This window comes from Streptomyces sp. NPDC048523, assembly GCF_043199815.1.
Lineage (GTDB): Bacteria > Actinomycetota > Actinomycetes > Streptomycetales > Streptomycetaceae > Streptomyces.
Window position 1 is genome coordinate 1,073,533 of the sequence record NZ_JBICWQ010000003.1, and the last position, 21,169, is coordinate 1,094,701.

Sequence of the window (21,169 nt, forward strand, 5' to 3'; positions counted from 1 at the left end):
TAAGGCGTTTCAAAGGGAGTCGCAACAGTGGCACGGAAGCTTGCCGTCATCGGCGCCGGCTTGATGGGTTCCGGCATTGCCCAGGTCTCCGCCCAGGCGGGCTGGGACGTGGTCCTGAGGGACGTCACCGACGAAGCGCTGAAGCGCGGCACCGACGGAATCAAGGCTTCGTACGACAAGTTCGTGAGCAAGGGCAAACTGGAGGCGCACGACGCCGACGCGGCCCTCGCCCGGATCACCGCGACCACCGACCTGGACGCGGCCGCCGACGCCGACATCGTCGTCGAGGCCGTCTTCGAGAAGCTCGAAGTCAAGCACGAGATCTTCCGCACGCTCGACAAGATCGTCCGCGCGGACGCCGTACTGGCCTCCAACACCTCCGCGATCCCGATCACCAAGATCGCGGCGGCCACCGAGCGCCCGGAGCGGGTCGTCGGCGTGCACTTCTTCTCGCCGGTGCCGATGATGCAGCTCGTCGAGCTGGTCCGCGGCTACAAGACGAGCGACGAAACCCTCGCCACCGCACGGGAGTTCGCCGAGTCCGTCGGCAAGACCTGCATCGTCGTCAACCGGGACGTGGCGGGGTTCGTGACCACCCGTCTCATCTCCGCCCTCGTCGTCGAGGCGACCAAGCTCTACGAGTCGGGTGTCGCGACCGCCGAGGACATCGACCTCGCCTGCAAGCTGGGCTTCGGCCACGCCATGGGCCCGCTCGCCACGGCGGACCTGACCGGCGTCGACATCCTGCTGCACGCCACCAGCAACATCTACACCGAGTCCCAGGACGAGAAGTTCGCCCCGCCGGAGCTGATGCGCCGGATGGTGGACGCCGGTGACATCGGACGCAAGAGCGGGCAGGGCTTCTACAAGCACTGACGGTTTTTTCCGTCACCGTAACCGCACAAACCCCTCTGGTTTCACACCCGAGGGTGAATTCGGTATCGGTTCGCTCACAGACGGCAACCTCTGACCGCCCAACGCAGTCAGAGGTGTCATCACTGGACATGCAAATACGTGGAGTAGTACACGCACTCACGGGGAGCGCATATGTACATCAGGGGCGACCACGCCGAGCTGGTCGTCGGGGGCCGCCTCGACGTCCGCAGCGCGGCGGACGCCCGTACGGTCCTGCACTCGGCCGTCGACGACGGAGCCGGCGACCTGGTGCTCGACCTGTCCGAGCTGGATTCCTGGGACGCCACCGGTCTCGGGGTGATCATGGGGGCCCACCGCCGGGCCGGCCGCTGCGGCCGCCGGCTGGTGCTGCGCCACGTACCGCCGCAGATGCAGCGCCTCCTGGTCGCCACCCGGCTGCACCGGATCCTGGCGATCGAGGGCGGCATCGGCGTGGAGTCCCTGCCCCGCGTCTGACCGGGCCCCCGTGGCGAAACGCATGTCACGCGCAATCCTCACGAGACTGTGACGTCTCGGACGGCGCGGTACCCCGGGCTGTCGTAGATACTGTGCGAAGGTTTAGGGTTCGGTCGCCCGCTGCCTCATTCCCTTCGAGCGGGCCCGGACCAGAAGCGACAGCGCGGTGAGCTGCAGGCCGGGAGGGCCACTGTCGGCACACGAGACGCTTTTGGGGGGCTTGAACCTATGGACCCGAACAACCGGGGACCCGAGGAGTACGGCCATGACGACGACGGCGGCTCGCCGCGTCAGCGGCCTCCCAGGGACTCCCTCACATCCGAATTCGGCCAGCACTCGCCCGCGCTCGCCCGCACCGTGCAGCTCGTCGCCGGTGACTTCCTGCTCACCGTCAACCCCGTCGACGGCAGCGAGATAGAGGCCTGCCCGCCCGGCGAGCGGCCCGGCCGGCCCGAGAAGTACGGCACCGCCGAACGCGCCGAGGTGGACCGCGCGGCCCGCCCGCCCGTCCCACCGGGCCCCACCCGCACCGCGCTGCCGCTCCTGGCCCGCCAGGGCGAGCGCGAGCGACTCGTACGGCTCCTCGCCCGCGGCCGTTCGGTCCGCCTGACCGGCCCCGCCGGCTCCGGCCGCACCAGCCTCCTCGACCTCGTCGCCGAGGACTGCTCGGACCTCGCCCCCGACGGCGTGGTCCGCCTCACCGGCTTCCACCGCACGGCCGGCGAGCTGCTGTACGACCTCTTCCACGCCGTCTTCGACTCGCCCTTGCACCGCCCCGACCGGGACGAACTGCTCTCCTGCATCCGGGAGATCGGCGCGGTCGTCGTCCTCGACGACATCGAGTTCGGCGGCGCGGCCCTCGACGAACTGCTCGACGCCACCCCCGAGTGCGCCTTCGTGATCGGTGCCACTCCCGACGTGCCCGCGCCCTCGGCCGACTCCGCCGTCGAGGAGGTCTTCCTCAACGGCCTGGAGCGCGCCGACGGCGTGGAGCTTCTGGAGCGTTCCGTCGGACGGGTGCTGACGGAGGAGGAGTCGAACTGGGCGGGCGACCTCTGGTTCGAGTCCGAGGGCCTGCCCCTGCGCTTCGTCCAGGCCGGCGCCCTGCTCAGGCAGCGCGACCGGCTGCGGGCCGGGGCGAACGCCGTCGACGAGTTCGGTGTCTTCGCCGACGCGGCCCCGGTCGACGCCCCGCTCGCTGCCGACGAGAGCGAGGAGATCCCCCTGCCCGCGCTCGGCGAGGCCGCGGCACCCGCCCCGCTGCTCGCCTCCCGGCTGAGCGAGTCCGCCCGTGCCACCCTGCGGTTCGCCGTCGCGCTCGGCGGCGAGGTGCCCCACCAGGCGCACCTGCCCGCCCTGATCGGCGACACCCACGCGGACGCCGCCCTCGGTGAGCTCGCGGACTGCGGCCTGGTCTCCCCGGTCGGCTCCCGCTACCGGCTCGCCGCCGGTGTCCTCACCCAGCTGGAGGCCGCCGGATACGGCGACGACACCGAGAGCCGCGCTCACACCGCCGCCCAGCACTACGCCTGGTGGGCCGGACACCCCTCGGTCACCCCGGAACGGGTGTGCGCGGAGGCCGACGCCCTGCTCGCCGCCCTCACCGTCCTGGTCCCGGCGACCACCGCGCCCGACGAGGGCGAGGAGGCCGTCACCGTGCGGCTGGCCCGCACGGCGGCGCCCGCGTTCGCCGCCGGCGGCCACTGGGGTGCCTGGGAGCGTTGTCTGCGAGCCGGTTCCGAGGCCTCCCGGCTGGCCGGCGAGGTGTCCGAACAGGCCTACTTCCACCACGAGCTCGGCATCCTCGCGCTCTGCGGCGGACAGCTCGACCGGGCCCGCGCCGAACTCGAGGCCTCCATCGGCCTGCGCGGCGCCCTCGCCGACAAGCGCGGCACCGTCGCCGGCCGCCGCGCCCTGACCCTGGTCTCCGACCGGGACGGCACCGCGCCCGGCCTGGCCGGTCTCGGCGCGACGGCGGGCGAGGAGGTGCCCGACGCCCGGTACGACGAGTCCGCCTCACCGCCCGGCGGAGTCCCCGCGGCCTTCCCGCCGCTGCAGCCGCCGGCCGACTCGCAGACGATCGTCGTCCACCGCTCGCCGTCCACGCCCGCGCCCTCGCGCAAGGCCCGCGGCGGACTCAAGGGTCTCGCCAAGCGCAACCTCGTCGCGGCGGGCGCGGGTGCGCTGCTGGTCGCGGTCCTCGGCACGGTCGTGACACTGGGCGCCACCTCCGGCAACGACCCGAACGCCCCGTCCAACGAGGTGGGCGTCAACCCCTCGGCCAGCGTCGGCATCGACGACGGCAACCTCGGCGCGGACGTCCCGAAGAACGACGACGGCAAGGCTGACACGGGTACGGCCACGTCCCGCCCGACCGACCCGGGGCCCGACGGGACGTACGGGACCTCGGACGATCCGACGCCCACGGGGACGGCGGAGCCTTCGGACACGGCGAGTGGGACGAAGGGGCCGGGGGGCAGCGGTACGCCGACGTCCCCGAAGCCGTCGACGCCCAAGCCCTCGACGCCGACGCCGTCGACATCCACGGGCCCCGGTACACCGACATCGTCGGCGTCCGAGTCGCCCAAGCCTTCGGATACGCCGACGTCCACGCCCACCCCGACGGCCACCACCCCGAGCAACGCCACCTCGGCCAGCAGCCCCGCCTCCTCCGCCCCGGTGGAGACCAGCAGCTCGGCCGGCGCGCCGGAGAGCAGCACGGTGAGTTCACCGAGCGGGTCCGTCATCTAGTGCTCTGACCGCGGATCCGTACGGGCCTCAGGACATGCTGCCCCGGCACACCGTCCCCACGGCAGGAGTGCGGCCCGTGCGCAGGTAGGTTTCGACCGCCTTGGCGACGCAGCGGTTCTGCGGGTAGGTGCCGTGGCCCTCTTCCTCGGCCGTCAGGAGCACGCCCACACCGTCGCCCAGGGCGCGGGCCATGTGGCGAGCGCCGGGATAGGGGGTGGTCGGGTCGCCGGTGCCGCCGACCACCAGGACGGGGGCCGCGCCGTCGGCGTTCACCTGGAGCGTGGCGCGCTCGCCGTCGAACGGCCAGTCGTAACAGAGGTAGACGCCAGTGGACCAGGTCTCGCCGAAGACGGGTGAGGCGGCTTTGATACGGGCCTCGTCCCTGTCGAGGCGTTCGAAGCCAGGACGCAGGCTGGAGTCCGCGCAGGTGATCGCGGTCCGGGCGGCGCGGCTGCTGTCGCGTGGGGTCGCCGCGCGGTCGGCGGAGCCGGTGTCGTCCGCGCCCTCGCTGAGCGGACCGCCGTCGTTGTGGTCGATCAGCGCGGTGAGCGCCTTGGCGAGCGGCGACCAGCCGTCTGTGCCGAGGTCGAGATAGTCACTGACCGTGAGCGCGAGGGCGTCGGCGTCGAGGTTTCTTCCGCCGCCGGCCGGGGCGGGCGTCTTCTCCAGGCGGTCGGCCAGGCGTGCCATGCGTCGCGCGGCCTCCTCGGGCCCATCGCCGGTCGGGCAGTGGCGGATACGGGCCGCGCAGTGCGCAGCGAACCGGTCGAAGGCCGCCTGGACAGCCTTGACCTGCGACAGCTGCTCCTCGTTGAGGTCCTCCGTCGGATCGACGGACGCTTCGAGGACGAGCCGTCCGACGTGCGACGGGTACAGGTGGGCGTAGACCGCGCCGAGCGCCGTTCCGTACGAGACGCCGAAGTAGTGCAGCCGCTCGTCGCCGAGGAGGTAGCGCATCAGGTCGAGGTCGCGGGCGGTGTGCGAGGTACCGACGTACGGGAGGAGCACCCCGGAGTGCTCCTTGCAGGCGTCGGCCCCGTCGTAGCCGGTGTCGTCCGCGTTCTTGCCGCAGCGCACGGGGATGGTCGCGCCGACGCCGCGCGGGTCGAAGGAGACCAGGTCGTAGCGGTCGAGGAGCGGCTCGTACTGGTTGAGGCGGGCGGGTAATCCGCTCACGCCGGACACACCGGGGCCGCCGAAGTTGAGGACGAGCGAGCCGATGCGCCGGGCGTTCGGGCCGGTGGCCTTACGGCGGATCAGGGCGACGTCGATCGTCCTGCCGGCTGGTTTCCGGTAGTCGAGAGGGGCCCTCATGACGGCGCAGTCGTAGCCCGTGCGCGCGGTGGGGGGCGAGGTGCAGCGGGACCAGCGAAGGTGCTGGCCGGTGGTGAGTGCGGTGGGCAGACCGGTGGGCGGGTTGTTCGCGGTGAACTCCGTACGCGGCTGAGCACTCCGGCCGGGAGCGTCGTGCTGAAGCCAGGCACCGACGGCCCCGATCGTGGCGAGGACGACCACGGCGAGTATCCGCGCACCGACCGAAAGGCCCGTTCTGCGGCTTCGTATCGGATGTGCGTCACTCATCGAAATCCCCGCGTCGTTCCGATCATCGAATGAATGCAGAGTACAAGCCGTCTCCGACAACAGCTCAGGCACAGCACGAGGGCCGGGTCCGTGCACCGGACCCGGCCCTCGTCGTCGTAGAAGAAGACGCGCTGTCAGAACAGCCGCAGCTTGTCGTCCTCGATGCCCCGCAGCGCGTTGTAGTCCAACACCGTGCAGCCGATGCCGCGGTCGGTCGCGAGGACGCGGGCCTGGGGCTTGATCTCCTGAGCCGCGAAGATGCCGCGGACCGGGGCGAGATGGGGATCGCGGTTCAACAGGTCGAGATAACGGGTGAGTTGCTCGACGCCGTCGATCTCGCCGCGCCGCTTGATCTCCACCGCGACCGTCTGGCCCTCGGCGTCCCGGCACAGGATGTCGACCGGGCCGATGGCCGTCATGTACTCGCGGCGGATCAACGTGTAGCCGTCGCCGAGTGTTTCGATGCGGTCGGCGAGCAGCTCCTGGAGGTGTGCTTCCACGCCGTCCTTGATCAGGCCGGGATCCACGCCCAGTTCGTGCGAGGAGTCGTGCAGGACTTCCTCCATCGTGATGATGAGCTTCTCGCCCGCCTTGTTGATGACGGTCCAGGTGCCTTCGTCGTCGCCGGTGCCCTCCTTCAACGTGCAGGGCGGCGACATCCAGTTCAGGGGCTTGTAGGCCCGGTCGTCGGCGTGGATGGAGACGCTGCCGTCGGCCTTCACCAGGATCAGACGGGGGGCCGAGGGCAGGTGGGCGGTGAGCCGGCCCGCGTAGTCGACGGAACACCGGGCAATGACGAGACGCATGGTCGGCAACGCTACTCGACGGGCGCATGTCCACGCGATTCGGCCCGTAAGGCTGTGGAGAAACCCTGTTCACTTGTGGCCGATTGTGGGCCTGTTGGGAGTGCCCTTTGTTCGCATTCTCCTGGTGCCGTCACCGTCCGTTGCCTACCGTAGTGAACGGGAGGTCGCGAGGCGTGTACTGAGCGTGTCCGGTCGCGCGAACTCCCTCATCTGTCCGGCAACCCCTGAGGAATCGGGGGTGCGAGAGGAGAACCCATGTCGCTCGACGTCTCACCGGCCCTACTCGAGAAGGCCGAGCGAGGCGAGGTCGACGAAGCCGAATTCGTCGACTGCGTCCGGACCTCCCTGCCCTACGCATGGGAGATGATCAGCTCCCTGGTGGCCCAGCTGAAGGTCGACGGCGGCAACTTCGCCGACAACCAGACGCCCCCGCCGGACGAGCAGGCACGCGGTCAGCTGCTGCGTGCGCTTGCGAGTGACGCGATACGCGGCGCGCTTCAGCGGCACTTCGGTGTGCGGCTGGCCTTCCAGAACTGCCACCGGGTGGCGGTGTTCCCGTTGGACTCCTCCGTCGACGAGACGCTCGTCCGCTTCACCTCGGTACGCAGTCAGCTGCTGAACCAGTCTCCGGAGTTCCGGGACTGCTGACGCGGCGCCGCTCGCTTGCCGCTCCGTACGCGGGAGGTGCATCAGTACGGGGCGGCAAGCTCCCGCCGGACAGGGCTGTTCCGATTCAGGTCAGATGTGGCAGCACTTCCGCACCCAGCCGCCGTACGTTCTCCTCGGTGGCCGCCAGGTCTCCCGAGCCCTCGACGAGCAGGGCGAAACGGGTGACGCCCGTGCGTTCGCTGGTCGCCGCCAGGCGGTCGGCGGCGAGCCGCGGGGTGCCCACCGGGTGCAGTCCGCAGAGCAGTTCGGTGTAGGCCACCGGATCGCGCATCTGCCGTGCACGCCCGTCGACCGTGACATGGGCGCCGAGTCCCTGCCTGAGCCAGCCCGGCATCGCCTTCACCAGGGCCTCCACCGCGTCCGTGCGCCGGTCCGCGAGCTGGCAGATACCGGCCGAGACATGGGGCGCGTCCAGGACCTTCTCCGGCGCGTGGCCGGCGGCACGCGCCTGCCTGCGCCACAGTGCGACCATCTCCGCCTTCTCCTCGTCCCCGACATGCATCCCGAGCAGCATCGGCAGCCCGCGCTCGGCCGCCAGCCGGACGCTCGCCGGGGAGGTGCAGGCGACGATGACCTCGGGACCCGCCACTTCCGTGAGCGCCTCCGACGGCCGCGGCACGACCGGCACTTCGCGGAAGCGGAAGCGCTCGCCGTCCGCCCCGACGGACGGCTCGCGCAGCCAGCGCACCAGCAGATCGAGTGATTCCGGGAAGCCCTTCTCGTACGCCTCGAGACCCGACCCGAACACCTCCAGGTCGACCCACGGGCCGCCGCGCCCCACCCCCAGCGAGAAGCGCCCGCCGCTCGTCATGTGCAGCAGCGCGGCCTGCTCCCCGAGAGCCACCGGGTGCACCGTGGGCAGCACGCTCACGGCGGTGCCGACCCGGATACGGCGGGTGCGGCCCAGCAGCAGGGCCGCCAGGGTGATCGCCGACGGACAGGTGCCGTACGGTACGAAGTGGTGTTCTGCCAGCCAGACCGCGTCGAGTCCGGCCTCTTCCGCGACCTCGGCCGAGCGGACCGCGCGGTGCAGCGCCTCCCCCTGGCCCTGACCCGGGAACTGGGCCGCCAACACGAAACTTCCCACGTGCATGTGCTTTTCCTGCTTCCTTGGCTCCGACTCGGAGCTCCCCCACACGGCATAACCGCCCGACACGTGCCGAGGACACGGCCTGGCGGAGAGATTTGCCGATTGTCTGCAGAATGGGTCGCCCCGGAGGGGGACTTGTGGGGGTTGGTGCCCTACGCGTACCCCGCCGCGTCCCGCGTAGGCTGGACGCGGTCCCTGCTTCCTGTATAGCCCCGTGAGGTGTCCTGTGTCCCCGCGTCGCAACCGACCCAAGGGTTCCGGTTCGTCGGACTCGGCCGGCCGGAGTGCCGAGGACGACCGTTCCGGCCGGTACGGCGGCTTCCAGTCATCGACGCACTGGCAGGGCGAGGACTGGAACGTCCGGCACGTGGCGGGGGCGAGCGCACAGGGCAAGACGTACCGGTGCCCGGGCTGCGACCAGATGATCCCGGACGGCGTCCCGCACGTGGTGGCCTGGCCGGACCACTCGGGTGTCGACGAACGCAGACACTGGCACAAGGCGTGCTGGAACGCACGGGACCGCCGCACCACGCGGGTGCAGCGGTCCCGTAACGCGCCGAGGTTCTAGGGCTGTTTACACGTCCCGCTTCTCCAGCAGGACGAAGGCGCCGGCGAACGCGACCGCGGTCACGCCGGCGATGATCCACAGCGGGTCCCAGCCCGAAGGGCCGGAGTCGGTGAGGGAGTTGGAGTAGAACACGCTGAGCTGGTTCGGGATGGAGTACTCGAACAACGCCTGGCGCAGGCCTTCCAGGGACTGCGAGACCATGAACAGCGCGATGACCAGCGGGGCCAGCACCAGACCGATCATGAGGGTGATCGCGCCCGCCGAGTGCCGGATGATCGAGCCGACGATCAGCGAGAGCAGGCCGAGCAGCGCGATGTAGAGCGAGATGCCGAGGGTACCCTTCAGCCACTCCTGGCCGGTCGGGGTGCGGGCGCCGTCCAGCAGGGCCACGTCCGCGAGGGCGACGACGATGACCGGGACGAGGGTGGCCACGAAGGCGACGGAGAAGAACACGATCGCCTTCGCCGCGAGGACACGGCCGCGCGAGGGGCAGGCGACCATCGTCGTACGGATCATTCCGGTGCCGTACTCCGAGGCCGTGGTCAGCACGCCGAGCGTGATGACGCACATGCTGCCGAGCAGCAGTCCGAAGAAGCCCATGGGCAGCGGGCTCTCGCCCGCCATGCTCTCCTGCGAGGCGTTGGCCGCGACCAGGGCGGCGGCCCCCAGCCCGATCCCGATCACGAGCAGCACGAACACGCCGAGCGTCCAGATCGTCGACCGCACCGAGCGGATCTTCGTCCACTCCGACGCGATGGCATGCCCGAGATGCGTGCGCACGACGGGGATCGGCGAGGTGTAACCGGGGTACGACGGCCCACCCGCCGCCTGCCGGTTCGGCACGGCGGCCTGGGCCTGCTGCATCGAAGGCTGCGGGGTGCTCATCGGGCGTCCTCGGACTCGGTCGGGGTGGTGGCGGTCGGTGCGGGTGCCTGCGGCGCGGGCGGGGCGGCCGGGGGCTGGGGATGGGCGTACGGGTTGGGCGCACCCGCGCCGGGGCCGCCGTACGGACCCGGCTGCGCGTGGCCCTGCGGGCCCGTGAAGGGCTGCCCGCCCTGCTGGGGCGGCGGCGGGGCGTACCAGTCCGGCTGACCCTGGCCCGGGACGGGCATGGGGGGCTGCGCACCCGGCGGGAGGGGCTGCATCAGGCCCGCCTTCTGGTCGATGGTCGAGCGGTAGTCCACCGCGCCCTGCGTCATCCGCATGTACGCCTCCTCCAGCGAGGCCTGGTGCGGTGACAGCTCCCACAGGCGTACGTCCGTGTCGTGCGCGATGTCGCTGATGCGGGGGAGCGGCAGCCCCGTCACCCGCAGCGCGCCGTCCTGCTCGGGCAGGACGTGCCCGCCCGCCTCGGTGATCGCGGACGACAGCTTCTCGCGCAGCTGCGGCTCGGTGTCGGGCGTGCGCACGCGCGCGAAGCCCGCGGAGTTCGCGGCGATGAAGTCCTGGATGCTCATGTCGGCGAGCAGCTGCCCGCGCCCGATGACGATGAGATGGTCGGCGGTCAGCGCCATCTCGCTCATCAGGTGGGAGGAGACGAAGACGGTACGGCCCTCCGCGGCCAGCGCCTTCATCAGGTTGCGCACCCACAGGATGCCCTCGGGGTCAAGCCCGTTGACCGGCTCGTCGAAGAGCAGCACCTGCGGGTCGCCGAGCAGCGCGGCCGCGATGCCGAGCCGCTGGCCCATGCCGAGTGAGAAGCCCTTGGAACGCTTCCTGGCCACGTCCTGGAGGCCGACCACGCCCAGCACCTCGTCCACCCGGCGGGCCGGGATCCCGGACAGCTGGGCCAGGCACAGCAGGTGGTTACGGGCCGCCCGTCCGCCGTGCACGGCCTTGGCGTCGATCAGCGCACCGACCTGCCGGGCCGCGTTCGGCAGCCTGCGATAGGGGTAGCCGCCGATGGTCACCTGCCCCGAGGTGGGGTTGTCCAGGCCGAGGATCATCCGCATGGTCGTCGACTTGCCCGAGCCGTTGGGGCCCAGGAAGCCGGTGACGGTGCCGGGACGCACCTGGAAGGAAAGGTTGTACACAGCGGTCTTGTCGCCGTAGCGCTTGGTCAGGCCGACTGCCTCGATCATGCTCCGCACCCATCGCAAAATTCAGGACAGCGGGGCACACGCCCCCGTAAGGGTTAGGAGCTTATCGGGACGCTGACGGTTCCGCTCAAATGAAAGCAAAGGCTCGTCGCGTCACGCGTCCCGCTTCTTCAACAGGACATAACCGCCGATCAGCGCCACCGCCACCCACAGCGCCATGATCCCGAGCCCGCCCCAGGGGCCGTAGGGAGTGTCGTCGTCGATCGGCGTGACCACCTGCATGATCCTGCTGCCGGCCTGGTCGGGCAGGAACCGGCCGATCTTCTTCGTCGCCGAGACATTGCCCAGGATGTTGGAGATCAGGAAGAAGAACGGCATGAGGATGCCCAGCGACAGCATCGGCGAGCGCAGCATCGCGGCGACACCCATCGAGAACATCGCGATGAGGGTCATGTAGACGCCGCCGCCGATCACGGCACGCAGCACGCCCGGGTCGCCGATCTCCGCCCGGTGCGAGCCGAGCATCGCCTGCCCGAGGAAGAAGGTGACGAAGCTGGTGACGAGACCGACGGCCAGCGAGAGCCCGGTGGCCACCGCGATCTTGCTGACCAGGAAGGTGCCGCGCTGTGGCACGGCGGCCAGCGAGGTGCGGATCATGCCGGTGCTGTACTCGTTCGAGACGACGAGCACCCCGAACACGATCATCGCGAGCTGTCCGAGGCTCATCCCGGCGAAGCTGATGAAGGTCGGGTCGAAGGACAGTTTGTCCTCGCGGCTCATGTTGTCGAACTCGTTCTTCGACAGGGCCGAGATCAGGATGCCGAGCCCGATGGTGACGACCACGGCGAGGGAGAGCGTCCACACTGTGGAGGCCACCGACCGGATCTTGGTCCACTCGGAGCGGATGACCTGGGTCGCCGCCATGGTCAGTTCCCCTTCCAGCCGTTGCCCCACGGCTGCTGCTGCGGTGCCTCGACGGGTGTGTCGCTGTGGGCGTGGTACTCGACCGACTCCGCGGTCAGCTGCATGAACGCCTCCTCCAGGGAGGCCTGTTGCGGGCTCAGCTCGTGCAGCACGAGCTGGTGCTGCGCGGCCAGCTCACCGATGTACTCGGACTTGCTGCCGTCGACCTCCAGCGTGCCGTTGCCGGTCTCCACGACGGTCACCCCGGCTCCGTGCAGCACGTCGAGCAGCCGCTCGCGCTGCGGGGTGCGGATGCGGACGTAGGACCGCGAGTTCTGCGCGATGAAGTCGGCCATGGAGGTGTCGGCGAGCAGCCGCCCCTGGCCGATGACGACGAGGTGGTCGGCGGTCAGCGCCATCTCGCTCATGAGATGGGAGGAGACGAAGACCGTACGGCCCTGTGCGGCGAGGGACTTCATCAGGTTGCGGATCCAGTGGATGCCCTCGGGATCCAGCCCGTTGACCGGCTCGTCGAACATCAGGATCCGCGGATCACCGAGCAGCGCGCCCGCGATGCCGAGCCGCTGGCCCATGCCGAGCGAGAAACCCTTGGCCTTCTTCCTCGCGACGGCGGTGAGACCGACCGTGTCGAGAACCTCGTGCACCCGCTGCTTCGGGATGCCGTTGCTCTGCGCGAGACACAGCAGGTGGTTGAAGGCGCTGCGCCCGCCGTGCATGGCCTTGGCGTCCAGCAGGGCGCCGATGTAGGTGAGCGGGTCCTTGAGCTGGTCGTAGTGCTTGCCGTCGATACGGACGTCCCCGGCGGTGGGCCGGTCGAGCCCCAGCATCATGCGCATGGTGGTCGACTTGCCGGCCCCGTTGGGACCGAGGAAGCCCGTGACGATGCCCGGTCTGACGGTGAAGGTCAGGTTGTTGACCGCCACCTTCTCGCCGTACCGCTTCGTCAGGCCCGCTAGCTCGATCATGCGGACCACGCTAGGTGCGGGGTCCGGCAGATGCCAACCGTATGGGCAAACGGAGGCTGACGAGAGAGGTAAATAACGTGAGAGCCGTCGACCTCGGTCTCAGGGAGTGGGGGCCGTACGAGGGTTGTCGCCGGCCGGGTGGCGGACACGGGTCGCTGCGCGGGACGTACTCGAGGTGCTGCGGGCCGGCGCCGAACGGCAGCGGTGGGCGGCCGAGCGCGACGGGATCCCGGCGGTCGGCCCTATCGCCGACGACGTCTGCCCGCCCTCGCGCACCAGTCGCACCCGGACACGCCAAAGGCCCGCACCTGTCGGGGGAGAAGGTGCGGGCCCTTGGTGCCGTCAGGCGGTGTTACCGGGACTGCTGGGCCGGAACCCCACGGGAGATCGGCTCGTCGTCGGCCGGGGTGCTCGCGGCGGCCACCGCGGCGCCCGTCAGCGTGGCGAGCATCTCGCGGACGTTCGTCAGCTGGGCGTTGATCGAGTCGCGACGGTTCGTCAGAGCCGCCAGCTCGCGCTCGGATTCCGAACGGATCCGGTCGGCCTTGGCGTTGGCGTCGGCCACGATGTCCTCGGCCTGGCGCTGCGCGGTCTCCACCGTCTGGCGGGCGCGGCGCTCGGCGTCGGTGCGCAGCTTCTCGGCCTCCAGGCGCAGCTGCTCCGCGCGGTGCTCGATCTCCGCGAGACGCTTCTCCGCCTTCTGCTGACGCGACGCCAGGTCGCGCTCGGACTGCTCGCGGCGCTTGGCGAGGTTCGTCTCGAAGTCGGCAGCCGCCTGCGCGGCCTTGGCGCGGGTCTCCTCGAAGAGGGCGTCCGCCTCCTCACGCTTGGACTGCGCGTCCTTCTGGGCCTCGGAACGCAGCTGGGACGCGTCGCTCTTGGCCTTCTCGACGATCCGGACGCCCTCGTCCTCCGCCTTGGACTTGCGCTCCGCAGCGAACGATTCTGCGTCGTTGCGGACCTGCTGGGCCGACGACTCGGCGAGTTCGCGGTGCTGCTCGGCCGCGCGACGGGCCTCCTCGCGCAGGTCCTTGGCCTCCTCCTCGGCGAGGCGGAGGATCTTCTCGACACGCGCGCCGAGACCGGCGTACGACGGCTCGGCGTCGGACACCTGGGCCTGGGCGTTCTGCGTCTCGAGGTGGAGCTCCTCGATGCGCTTTTCCAGGGCGGTGATGCGGGAGAGAGCGCTGTCACGGTCGGAGACGAGCTTGGAGATCCGTTCGTCCACCTGAGCGCGGTCGTACCCACGCCGCACAAGCTCGAAGCCGTAGGGGGAAGTGTCGCTCATGGGGTTCCTGTCAAATGAGACCGGTGAGGTGATAGGGGGAATCCTAGGGGCCGAAGCGGTGTGTCATCGAGCGGATACGTGTTTGATCTGGAGAATGACACCCCTTTTGAGTGGCTAACCCCGGGACGGCTTGCCAAAAACTTGGTCAAAGGCCCCAGACGGCACCGGATTCCGACCAGTCGGTCAGCTGTCCGAGGGCTTACCCGAACGAGGGGCGCCGACCGCGGCGCCCGCCTTGACGCCGCCGTCCTTGCCCGCCGAGGGGGCCTCGAAGGATTCCAACGCCTCCAGGACGTCCTGGACACGGGAGATCTCGGTGTTGATGTCCTCACGGCGGCGGACGAGGACCTCGAGCTCGCGCTTGCCCTCCTCGACCGTGCGCTTCGCCTCGCGGATCGCCTCGGCCTTGAGCTCCTCGGCCTCCCGGACCAGCGTGGCCTTCTTCTGCTCGGCCTCCTTGAGGAGCGCCTCGGCCTTCTTGACCGCGGCGATGCGCACCTTGCCGGCCTCCGAATTGGCCTCCGAGACCAGCTCCTTGGCCTTCGCCTGCGCCTTGGCGAGCTGCTCCTCGGACGCCTTGATGAGCGCGTCGCAGCGGTCGCCGGTCGACTTCATGGTCTCCGCGGCCTCCCGGCGGGCCCGCTCGTGCAGCGCCTCGATCTCACCGGTGATCCGGTCGCGCAGCTCCTCGGCGCGCTCCCTTATCGCGGTGGCGTCCCGGCGGGCACCGACGAGCAGCTCGTCCGCGTCCGTACGGGCCTTCTCCACACGCGCGTTGCCCTCGACCGTCGCCTCGGAGACCAGCCGGTCGGCCTCCTTGCGGGCCGCGCCGACCATGGTGTCGGCCTGCGCCTCCGCCTCCGCGGTGGTCTTGAGCGCCTGCTGCTGCGCCTCGCTGAGCAGCTTGTCCGCTTCGGCGGCGGTCTCCGTGATGAGCGTGTCGACCTGTTCGGCCGCCTCGGAACGCCGCTTGTTGGCTTCCTGGCGGGCCTCGTCGAGGGTGCGATCGGCCTCCGCGCGCGCGGAGTTGACCAGCTCCTCGGCCGCGGCTGCCGCGTCCGCCCTGACCCGCTCGGCCTCGCTGCGGATCCGCTCCGCGTGCTGCTGCGCCTGCCCGACCGTGTCGGCGGCCTGGGCCCGCAGCCGCTCCGCGTCCCCGGTGGCCTCCCCGATCAACTGCTCGGCCTTGGCGACCGATTCGGCCCGCACGCGCTCGGCCTCGGCGACCGTCTCCGTCCGCAGCCGGTCGGTGTCGTTGAGGGTCTCCTCGGTGAGCCGCTCGGCTTCGCTGCGCGCCTCGGTGATGAGGGTGTCGGCCTGCCGCGCCGCGTCCGAGCGGATGCGGTTGGCGTCCTCGCGGGCGTCCGCCCGGGTGCGCGAGGCGTCCTGCTCGGCCTGGGCGACGGCGTCCGAGGCCTCGGTGCGCGCCCGCTGGGCGTACTCGGCCGACTCCGACCTGAGCCGCTCCGCCTCCGCGATCGCCTCCGAGACGGTGCGCTCGGCAAGGGACTTGGCGGCGTCCGTCTCCGCGGTGGCCTCGCGCCGGATCCGGGCCGCGTCCTCACTGGCCCGCTCCCGCTCGGCGTAGGCGTCCGAACGGACCCGGTCGGCCTCCTCCTGGGCCTCGCGCCGGGTGCGGTCCGCCACGTGCTCGGCGGCGGAGCGCAGCCCGGTGATCTCCTCCTGCGCCTGCTCGTGCAGCCCGGCGACCGAGTCCCGCACCTGCTGGGCGTGGAGCTCGGCGGCCGACACCATCTCGGTGGCCCGCCGGTCCGCCTCCTCGACCAGCCGTACGGCCTCGGCCTGGGCCTCCTCGACCCGGTTGCGGGCGGAGGCGAGGAGCTCCTCGCTCTGCTCGCGGGCCCGCTGACGCTCCTGGTCGGCCTCCTGGCGCGCCGAACCGAGGTACTCCTCGGCCTCGCGGCGGCGCCGGTTGGCCTCCTCCTGGGCGGCGGCCAGCGTCTCGGACGCCTCGGTGGTGATCCGCTCGGCGGCGGTCTGCGCCTCCGCCCGGACCCGGTCCGCGGTCTCCTGGGCCTCGGACTTCAGCCGCTCCGCCTCCGTGGCGGCCTCGGTGCGCAGCCGTACGGCGACGGCCTCGCCCTCGGCGCGGGAGGCGGACGCGTCGGACGCGGCCTCGGTGCGCAGCCGGTCGGCCTCCGCCTCGGCCTGCTGCTGAAGGGTGCGGATCCGCTCGGCGGCCTCGGTGCGCAGCCGGTCGGTGTCCTCGGCGGCCTCGCGGCGGATCAGCTCGGCCTGCGCACGCGCCTCGGTCAGGGCCCGCTCGGCGGCGGCGAGACGCTCCTCGGCCTCGGTGCGCAGCCGGGCCAGCTCATCGGCGGCCTCGGCACGGCGTGCCTCTATGGCCCGCTCGGTCTCCTCGCGCAGCTCGCCCGCGGCCCGCTCGGCGGCGGCTGTGATCTCCTCGGACAGTTCGACGGCCTCGGCGCGCTGCCGCTCGGCCTCGTTGCGGGTGCGCTCCAGGGTCTCCTCGGCCTGCCGGCGCAGCGCGGTGGCGCGCTCGATGGCCTCGGTGCGGACCTTCTCGCTGTCCGTGGTGGCGCTCTGGCGCAGCTCGTCGGCGTCCGCCTTGGCCTTGGAGAGCAGCTCCTCGGCGGTCTTGGCCGCCTCCTCGATCTGCTGGACGGCCTCCTTGCGGGCCTCCGCGCGGATCTTCTCGCCCTCGGCGACCGCGTCGGAGCGCAGCTGCTCGGCGTCGCCGCGCAGCCGGCGGGCCTCCTCCTGCAGCTCGACCGTCTTGGCGCGGTACTCCTTGGTGTCGTCCTTCGCCGTGCCCTTGAGCTGCTCGGCGATGTCGTGCGCCTCGGCGCGCAGCCGGTCCGCCTCGGTCTCCGCCTCGCGGCGGATCCGCTCGGCCTCCTCGGCGGCGGCCCTGGTGGTCCGCTGCGCGTCCTCCTGCGCCTTGGTGAGGACGTCCTCGGCGGTCTTGGCCGCCTTGGACAGCTGGGTCGCGCTCTCCTCGGCGGTGAGCGTGCGGGCCTTCTCGGCGGCCTCGGCGACGATCTTCTCGGCCTCGGCGCGGGCGTCCGCGACGATCTGCTCGGCGGCCTCCTTGGTCGCCTCGGCCTCCTGGCTGGCCTCGGTGACCAGCCGGGCGACCTGCTCCTTGGCCGTACGCGTGCGCTGTTCGTTGGCCGACTCGGCGCTCGCGAGCGTCTTCTCGGCGGCCGACTTCGCCTCGGTGAGCACCTTCTCGGCCTCGGCCTGCGCCTTGCGCAGCGCCTCCTCGGCCTCCGTCATCCGCTGTTCGGCGGCCCGGCTCAGCTCGGTGGCCTGGCGGCGGGCGCTGTCCGACTCGGTCGCGGTGGAGGTGCGCAGCTGCTCGGCGTGGTCGGTGGCCTCCTGGGCCTGCGTGGAGGCGGCGTCCAGCAGGCGCTCGGCGTCCGCGCGGGCGCGGCGCAGCAGCTGTTCGGCCTCCGCGCGGGCCGCCTCGGCCTCGCTCTGCAGGCGCTGGCGGGCCTCGGTGGTGACCCGCTCGGCCTCGGCACGGGCGGCCGCCATGGCCTGCTCGGCCTCCGCGCGGGACTCCTCCAGGAGCCGTCGGGCCTGCGACTCGCTGCGGGCGCGCAGCTGCTCGGCCCACGCCACGTTCTCGTTGACGTGCGACTCGACGGTCTGCCGGCGCTCGGCCAGCTCCTGGTCGAGTTGCTGGCGGCGGGTGACGGCCTCCTGGTGGAGCTCCGCCTGCAGACGTGCGGCCTGCTCGGCGTGCTCCTGGAGGATGCGCTGGGTCTGGGCGCGGACCTGGCTCAGCTCGCGCTCGGCGTCCTGGCGCAACTGGTCGGCCTGGATCTGCGCGTTGCGCAGCAACTGCTCGGCCTGGTAGCCGATGTCGCCGCCGCCGAATTCGGGCCGGGACATGAGGGTGCGCCGCGCCTCGTGCAACTTGGCGCGCAGCACCTCGACCTGGTAGCCGAGGTCCTCGGCGTGCTGGATCGCCTTTTCCCGCTCGGTCTTCAGCCGATCCATCTCGGCCTCGAACCGAGAGAGGTGGTCGACGTCAGCCGCCGGCTCTCGCTCCTGGCGTTCGTAGCCCCGCACTGCGCGGTCCCATCCGTCCCCTGGTCGCAAGTCTCTCCAAACGAGCCCCGTCCATCCGCCGAACGGGGCCCCCGGGGAATGGTGTCAGATCAACGGAGGAGCATGCGCTGCTGCCCACTCTCGACCCCCGAAACCCGGACCCCGGCTCGGTTCTGCCGCCATGGGCAGGACCCGGTCGCCCTGGCAAGAGCGGCGACCGCCCCCAACCCTACCGGCCCATATGTACGAGGGTCAGTGCTCAGGTGACTCAACAGGCGCTGAAGTGACCAGTTCTGTCAGTACGCCATGGCAATCCTTCGGGTGCAGGAAGGTGATCCGTGACCCCATGGAGCCGCGTCGGGGCTCCTCGTACAGGACGCGTACGCCCTTGTCCTTGATGTCCGCCGCGTCCTGGCCGACGTCCGCCGTACCGAAAGCGATGTGGTGGACACCCTCGCCGTTCTTGTCCAGCCATTTGGCGACGGTCGAGTCGGGGCGGGTCGGCTCCAGAAGCTGCAGGTAGGAGGCGCCGCCGTCGGATGTCTCGTTGATCTTGAGCATGGCCTCGCGCACGCCCTGCTCCTCGTTGACCTCGGAGTGGAACACCTCGAAGCCGTACGTGGCCCGGTAGAACTCGACGGTCTTGTCGAGGTCGAAACAGGCGATCCCGATGTGGTCGATTCGCGTCAGCATGTTGTCAGTGCAGCGCTCCTACGATGGTTACGCAACGTGCGCGCGATCACACCGACGGGACGATGACGGCACGGAGTGCCACTCAGTACATTCGAAGTAAACCCTCGTTCACTCCTCGGCAGTGCAGCCGGTAAGGGGATCGCAGCTCATGTCTGGATCGAACAGCACGACCTCGGTGATCGTCGCGGGCGCCCGTACGCCCATGGGGCGGTTGCTGGGCTCGCTGAAGACCTTCTCCGGAGCCGACCTCGGCGGCTTCGCGATCAAGGCCGCCCTCGACCGTGCGGGGATCGGCGGCGACCAGGTGCAGTACGTCATCATGGGCCAGGTGCTCCAGGCCGGGGCAGGGCAGATCCCGGCACGCCAGGCCGCCGTCAAGGCCGGCATCCCGATGAACGTCCCGGCGCTGACCATCAACAAGGTGTGTCTCTCGGGCCTCGACGCGATCGCGCTGGCCGACCAGCTGATCCGCGCCGGCGAGTTCGACGTGATCGTCGCGGGCGGCCAGGAGTCCATGACCAACGCCCCCCACCTGCTCCCGAAGTCCCGCGAGGGCTTCAAGTACGGGGCGATCGAGATGCTCGACGCCATGGCGTACGACGGCCTGACCGACCCCTGGGAGAACATCCCCATGGGCCAGTCGACGGAGACGCACAACACCCGCCTCGGCATCCGGCGCCCCGAGCAGGACGAGTTCTCCGCCCTGTCCCACCAGCGGGCCGCCGCCGCACAGAAGAACGGCATCTTCGAGGCCGAGATCACCCCGGTCGAGATCCCGCAGCGCAAGGGCGAGCCGGTCGTCTTCAGCAAGGACGAGGGCATCCGCGCCGACACCACCGCCGAGTCCCTCGGCAAGCTGCGCCCCGCGTTCACCAAGGACGGCACCATCACCGCGGGCACCGCCTCGCAGATCTCCGACGGTGCCGCGGCCGTGGTCGTGATGAGCAAGGCCAAGGCGCAGGAGCTGGGCCTGGAGTGGATCGCCGAGATCGGCGCCCACGGCAATGTGGCGGGCCCGGACAACTCCCTGCAGTCCCAGCCGTCCAACGCGATCCTGCACGCCCTCAAGAAGGAGGGCCTGGAGGTCTCCGACCTCGACCTGATCGAGATCAACGAGGCCTTCGCCGCGGTCGCCGTCCAGTCGATGAAGGACCTCGGCGTGTCCACCGAAAAGGTGAACGTGAACGGCGGCGCCATCGCCCTCGGCCACCCCATCGGCATGTCCGGCGCCCGGCTCGTCCTGCACCTGGCCCTGGAGCTCAAGCGGCGCGGCGGCGGGGTCGGCGCGGCGGCGCTGTGCGGCGGCGGCGGTCAGGGTGACGCGCTCGTCGTGCGGGTACCAAAGGCCTGAGCACGCGTACGTCGTCCACGTGAACGGAGCTGTGATGCAGGACGTCTCCACCCTGGTGGCCCAGGCCAGGGAGGGCCGGCCGCGGGCCGTGGCCCGGCTGATCTCCCTCGTGGAGGGGGCGTCCCCGCAGCTCAGGGAGGTCATGGCGGCGCTCGCCCCGCTGACGGGCAACGCGTACGTGGTGGGCCTGACGGGCTCGCCCGGGGTGGGCAAGTCGACGTCCACCTCGGCCCTCGTGACCGCCTACCGCAAGCAGGGCAGGCGGGTCGGCGTCCTGGCCGTCGACCCGTCCTCGCCGTTCTCCGGCGGAGCCCTGCTCGGCGACCGGGTGCGCATGTCGGACCACGCCTCCGACCCCGGCGTCTACATCCGCTCCATGGCGACCCGCGGCCACCTCGGCGGCCTCGCCTGGGCCGCCCCGCAGGCCATCCGGGTCCTGGACGCGGCCGGCTGCGAGGTGATCCTGGTCGAGACGGTCGGCGTCGGCCAGTCCGAGGTGGAGATCGCCTCCCAGGCCGACACCTCCGTGGTGCTGCTCGCCCCCGGGATGGGCGACGGCATCCAGGCCGCCAAGGCCGGAATCCTGGAGATCGGCGACGTCTACGTCGTCAACAAGGCCGACCGCGACGGCGCCGACGCCACCGCCCGCGAGCTCAACCACATGCTGGGCCTGGGCGAGTCCCGCAAGCCCGGCGACTGGCGCCCGCCGATCGTCAAGACGGTCGCCGCCCGCGCCGAGGGCATCGACGAGGTCGTGGAGGCCCTGGAGAAGCACCGCGCCTGGATGGAGGAGCACGGCGTCCTCGCCGGGCGCCGCCGCACCCGCGCGGCCCACGAGGTCGAGACGATCGCCGTCACCGCCCTGCGCGAACGCATCGGCGACCTCAAGGGCGACCGGCGCCTGGACGCCCTCGCGGAGCGGATCGTCACCGGCGAACTGGACCCCTACCGGGCGGCCGACGAACTGGTGGAGGGCCTGACCCGGGGCTGAGCCTCCCATGGGTGAGTTCCTCGGAGAAGGCGTGGCATTCC

At 71.1% G+C, this 21,169-nt stretch carries 17 protein-coding genes; 7 read left to right on the forward strand and 10 right to left on the reverse strand.

Annotation, left to right across the window (positions count from 1 at the left end; all coding sequences use genetic code 11):
• The first annotated feature begins 27 nt into the window (after positions 1-27).
• The 3 genes from ACGFWE_RS20810 to ACGFWE_RS20820 all read left to right on the forward strand — a co-directional run bounded on the left by ACGFWE_RS20810 (position 28) and on the right by ACGFWE_RS20820 (position 4,122).
• Positions 28-876 (forward strand): 3-hydroxyacyl-CoA dehydrogenase family protein, encoded by an 849-nt coding sequence (locus tag ACGFWE_RS20810; protein WP_328640934.1) that lies wholly within the window; start codon positions 28-30, stop codon positions 874-876.
• Positions 877-1,047: 171 nt separating this feature from the next.
• Positions 1,048-1,371, forward strand: coding sequence for an STAS domain-containing protein (locus ACGFWE_RS20815; protein ID WP_352391241.1), 324 nt, complete (start codon positions 1,048-1,050; stop codon positions 1,369-1,371).
• A 228-nt stretch (positions 1,372-1,599) separates the two neighbouring features.
• Entirely contained in the window at positions 1,600-4,122 is a 2,523-nt protein-coding gene (locus tag ACGFWE_RS20820; RefSeq protein ID WP_393600740.1) for an ATP-binding protein, read from the forward strand.
• Between the two features lie 27 nt (positions 4,123-4,149).
• Here the strand turns inward: ACGFWE_RS20820 and ACGFWE_RS20825 are convergent, their stop codons facing one another.
• The gene (locus ACGFWE_RS20825; RefSeq protein ID WP_393600742.1) at positions 4,150-5,703 is read right to left on the reverse strand and encodes an alpha/beta hydrolase; all 1,554 of its coding nucleotides are present in this window, start codon (positions 5,701-5,703) and stop codon (positions 4,150-4,152) included.
• Positions 5,704-5,837: 134 nt separating this feature from the next.
• Complete coding sequence (gene nucS / locus ACGFWE_RS20830) at positions 5,838-6,509, reverse strand: endonuclease NucS (RefSeq protein WP_352391244.1); 672 nt, start codon at positions 6,507-6,509, stop codon at positions 5,838-5,840.
• Positions 6,510-6,764: 255 nt separating this feature from the next.
• Between nucS and ACGFWE_RS20835 the strand changes: the two genes are divergently transcribed.
• Complete coding sequence (locus ACGFWE_RS20835) at positions 6,765-7,157, forward strand: SCO5389 family protein (protein ID WP_007384741.1); 393 nt, start codon at positions 6,765-6,767, stop codon at positions 7,155-7,157.
• An 85-nt stretch (positions 7,158-7,242) separates the two neighbouring features.
• On the opposite strand, the gene ACGFWE_RS20840 is transcribed toward ACGFWE_RS20835, so the two are convergent.
• The gene (locus ACGFWE_RS20840) at positions 7,243-8,271 is read right to left on the reverse strand and encodes an LLM class flavin-dependent oxidoreductase (protein WP_352391245.1); all 1,029 of its coding nucleotides are present in this window, start codon (positions 8,269-8,271) and stop codon (positions 7,243-7,245) included.
• A gap of 223 nt (positions 8,272-8,494) precedes the next feature.
• On the opposite strand from ACGFWE_RS20840, the gene ACGFWE_RS20845 reads away from it, so the two are divergent.
• Entirely contained in the window at positions 8,495-8,836 is a 342-nt protein-coding gene (locus ACGFWE_RS20845; RefSeq protein WP_037721485.1) for a hypothetical protein, read from the forward strand.
• 6 nt (positions 8,837-8,842) lie between these two features.
• Here ACGFWE_RS20845 and ACGFWE_RS20850 read toward each other — a convergent pair whose 3' ends face one another.
• The 7 genes from ACGFWE_RS20850 to mce form a co-directional block, all read right to left on the reverse strand.
• A complete protein-coding gene (locus tag ACGFWE_RS20850) occupies positions 8,843-9,721 on the reverse strand; it encodes an ABC transporter permease (RefSeq protein ID WP_393600745.1) in 879 nt (292 codons plus the stop codon).
• Positions 9,718-10,917: an ABC transporter ATP-binding protein gene (locus ACGFWE_RS20855; RefSeq protein WP_352391247.1), complete on the reverse strand. Its 1,200-nt coding sequence runs from the start codon at positions 10,915-10,917 to the stop codon at positions 9,718-9,720. The genes ACGFWE_RS20850 and ACGFWE_RS20855 overlap by 4 nt, the downstream gene beginning before the upstream one ends.
• Positions 10,918-11,028: 111 nt before the next feature.
• Entirely contained in the window at positions 11,029-11,799 is a 771-nt protein-coding gene (locus tag ACGFWE_RS20860) for an ABC transporter permease (protein WP_393600747.1), read from the reverse strand.
• Positions 11,800-11,801: 2 nt separating this feature from the next.
• Positions 11,802-12,764, reverse strand: a complete 963-nt coding sequence (locus ACGFWE_RS20865) for an ABC transporter ATP-binding protein (RefSeq protein ID WP_352391249.1) — start codon at positions 12,762-12,764, stop codon at positions 11,802-11,804.
• A 352-nt stretch (positions 12,765-13,116) separates the two neighbouring features.
• A complete protein-coding gene (locus ACGFWE_RS20870) occupies positions 13,117-14,052 on the reverse strand; it encodes a cellulose-binding protein (protein WP_352391250.1) in 936 nt (311 codons plus the stop codon).
• Between the two features lie 183 nt (positions 14,053-14,235).
• On the reverse strand, positions 14,236-18,114 hold the full coding sequence (gene scy / locus ACGFWE_RS20875; protein ID WP_393600750.1) for a polarized growth protein Scy: 3,879 nt from the start codon (positions 18,112-18,114) through the stop codon (positions 14,236-14,238).
• A 231-nt stretch (positions 18,115-18,345) separates the two neighbouring features.
• A complete protein-coding gene (gene mce / locus ACGFWE_RS20880; RefSeq protein ID WP_393600752.1) occupies positions 18,346-18,786 on the reverse strand; it encodes a methylmalonyl-CoA epimerase in 441 nt (146 codons plus the stop codon).
• Between the two features lie 148 nt (positions 18,787-18,934).
• Here mce and ACGFWE_RS20885 point away from each other — a divergent pair, with 148 nt between their 5' ends.
• A complete protein-coding gene (locus tag ACGFWE_RS20885) occupies positions 18,935-20,137 on the forward strand; it encodes an acetyl-CoA C-acetyltransferase (protein ID WP_352391252.1) in 1,203 nt (400 codons plus the stop codon).
• Between the two features lie 34 nt (positions 20,138-20,171).
• Positions 20,172-21,128, forward strand: coding sequence for a methylmalonyl Co-A mutase-associated GTPase MeaB (meaB, locus tag ACGFWE_RS20890; protein WP_393600754.1), 957 nt, complete (start codon positions 20,172-20,174; stop codon positions 21,126-21,128).
• Positions 21,129-21,169 lie beyond the last annotated feature (41 nt).

What these genes read in the sequence shown, in the direction of transcription:
- ACGFWE_RS20815 (WP_352391241.1), top strand. Translation starts at nt 1,048, where the DNA reads ATGTACATCAGGGGCGACCACGCCGAGCTGGTCGTCGGGGGCCGCCTC.
- ACGFWE_RS20820 (WP_393600740.1), top strand. Translation starts at nt 1,600, where the DNA reads ATGGACCCGAACAACCGGGGACCCGAGGAGTACGGCCATGACGACGAC.
- ACGFWE_RS20825 (WP_393600742.1), bottom strand. Translation starts at nt 5,703, where the DNA reads ATGAGTGACGCACATCCGATACGAAGCCGCAGAACGGGCCTTTCGGTC.
- nucS (WP_352391244.1), bottom strand. Translation starts at nt 6,509, where the DNA reads ATGCGTCTCGTCATTGCCCGGTGTTCCGTCGACTACGCGGGCCGGCTC.
- ACGFWE_RS20835 (WP_007384741.1), top strand. Translation starts at nt 6,765, where the DNA reads ATGTCGCTCGACGTCTCACCGGCCCTACTCGAGAAGGCCGAGCGAGGC.
- ACGFWE_RS20840 (WP_352391245.1), bottom strand. Translation starts at nt 8,271, where the DNA reads ATGCACGTGGGAAGTTTCGTGTTGGCGGCCCAGTTCCCGGGTCAGGGC.
- ACGFWE_RS20850 (WP_393600745.1), bottom strand. Translation starts at nt 9,721, where the DNA reads ATGAGCACCCCGCAGCCTTCGATGCAGCAGGCCCAGGCCGCCGTGCCG.
- ACGFWE_RS20855 (WP_352391247.1), bottom strand. Translation starts at nt 10,917, where the DNA reads ATGATCGAGGCAGTCGGCCTGACCAAGCGCTACGGCGACAAGACCGCT.
- ACGFWE_RS20860 (WP_393600747.1), bottom strand. Translation starts at nt 11,799, where the DNA reads ATGGCGGCGACCCAGGTCATCCGCTCCGAGTGGACCAAGATCCGGTCG.
- ACGFWE_RS20865 (WP_352391249.1), bottom strand. Translation starts at nt 12,764, where the DNA reads ATGATCGAGCTAGCGGGCCTGACGAAGCGGTACGGCGAGAAGGTGGCG.
- ACGFWE_RS20870 (WP_352391250.1), bottom strand. Translation starts at nt 14,052, where the DNA reads ATGAGCGACACTTCCCCCTACGGCTTCGAGCTTGTGCGGCGTGGGTAC.
- mce (WP_393600752.1), bottom strand. Translation starts at nt 18,786, where the DNA reads ATGCTGACGCGAATCGACCACATCGGGATCGCCTGTTTCGACCTCGAC.
- ACGFWE_RS20885 (WP_352391252.1), top strand. Translation starts at nt 18,935, where the DNA reads ATGTCTGGATCGAACAGCACGACCTCGGTGATCGTCGCGGGCGCCCGT.
- meaB (WP_393600754.1), top strand. Translation starts at nt 20,172, where the DNA reads ATGCAGGACGTCTCCACCCTGGTGGCCCAGGCCAGGGAGGGCCGGCCG.